Annotated in this window: 1 protein-coding gene; it reads left to right on the top strand. The window is 39.1% G+C overall.

Features of this window, described 5'->3' with window-relative positions:
- Nucleotides 1–181: 181 nt before the first annotated feature.
- On the top strand, nt 182–1,768 hold a 1,587-nt coding region (dnaE, locus tag MV676_RS02600), incomplete at its 3' end, for a DNA polymerase III subunit alpha (RefSeq protein ID WP_297445010.1).

A 1,768-nucleotide genomic window follows, 5' to 3' on the forward strand; every position in this document is an offset into this window, starting at 1 on the left:
AGCCATCACTATCCTTTATAAAATATGAAGAATGAACGGTATCTATCAGTTTTGACTTTTCTACCGTAATAGAATTATTGATTTTTTCTGTAATAGTTTTCATAACTCCTCCTGTGGAGTTCTTGAAAATGATACCATAATTTGGTATAAATAACAACAGAACCAGGCAAGGAGAGGCAGTATGAACAGAGGAGATTTCGTGCACCTGCACCTGCATACACACTATTCACTTCTTGATGGAATGATAAAGCCAAAGGAACTTGTTAACAGAGCAAAAGAAATCGGAATGCCAGCAGTTGCCGTAACAGATCACGGGGTTCTCTACGGTATATACGACTTTTACGTTAACGCTAAAAGTGCCGGCATTAAGCCTATAATCGGTGGAGAATTCTACCTTGTTGACGAATATACGGAAAAGGATAAACCGTTTCACATAATTTTACTGGCCAAAAACGATACGGGATTAAGGAACTTAATTGAATTGGGAACAAAAGCTTTTCTTGAGGGTTTTTACAAAAAACCCCGTATCAGGAAAAAAGATCTCTTTAAGCACAGAGAAGGATTAATAGTTTTGTCGGCCTGCAAGTTTGGAGAACCACAGGTTTATCTTTTAAGTGGCCAGAAAGATAAAGCTATTCAGGTGATAAAAGAATATAAAGAGGTCTTTGGAGAAGATTATTATCTTGAAGTTCAGAACCACGAACCTCAAACACCCACCTCGGCTACTTTTAAGGGAGCTGAACTTGAACAGTTTCTCGAAAGTGAAAGGTTGATATTTGAAGAGTTTTTGGACATAGGAAATACACTTGGAGTTAAGTGCGTGCTGACAAACGACGCCCACTACCTAAACCGTGACGACTGGGAAGTACACGATGTCCTGCTTGCAATCCAGACTAAGAAAAAAGTTACAGATAAAAAGAGAATGAGATTTCCGACAAAGGAATACTACTTCAAAGATGCAGAAGAAATGCTGAAAGTATCCAAAGGGGTAAAAGAACTTCTTTTAAACACGCTCGAAATAGCAGATAAGGTAGAGGGAACCTATCAGACATTTGAGAATAAAGGCTATCTGTTTCCCGAAGTTCAGGGAGTAGATAACTACGAAGAAGAACTAAAAAGACTTGCATACGAAGGTTTTGAGCAAAAGCTGAAGCAGGGGAAAATACCTTTTGAGAAAAAAGAAGAATACAGAAAGAGGCTTGAAGAAGAGTTAAAAATCATAAACGATATGAAATTTCCTGGATACTTTCTGATCGTAAGAGATTTTATAAAATGGGCAAAGGACAACGGGATTCCTGTTGGCCCCGGAAGAGGATCAGCAGCCGGTTCACTTGTTTCCTACTTAATCGGGATAACTGAAATCGATCCCATTCCGTTTAACCTGCTGTTTGAAAGGTTTTTAAATCCCGAAAGGGTGACAATGCCCGACATTGATGTTGACTTCTGCAAGGAAAACAGGGAAAAAGTCATTGAATATGTAAAAGAAAAGTACGGAAAAGACAGGGTATCAATGATAATTACCTACGGAACATTTGGTCCCAAAATGGCCGTTAGAGAAGTAATGAGGGCTTTTAACCGGCCGCCGTCAGAGATAGATAAGTATTCAACAATGATAGATAAAGATGTCAAAACCCTCGATGAAGTATTTCAGGCACTTCCCGAACTTGAAAACATCTTAACCGAAGTAGAAAAGCAGGTTATCAGAAGAATTGAAGGACTTATAAAACAGGTCGGGGTTCACGCTGCCGGCGTCATAATTGCTCCGGAT

It is taken from the genome of Desulfurobacterium sp. (assembly GCF_027028515.1).
In the GTDB taxonomy this organism is placed as follows: domain Bacteria; phylum Aquificota; class Aquificia; order Desulfurobacteriales; family Desulfurobacteriaceae; genus Desulfurobacterium_A.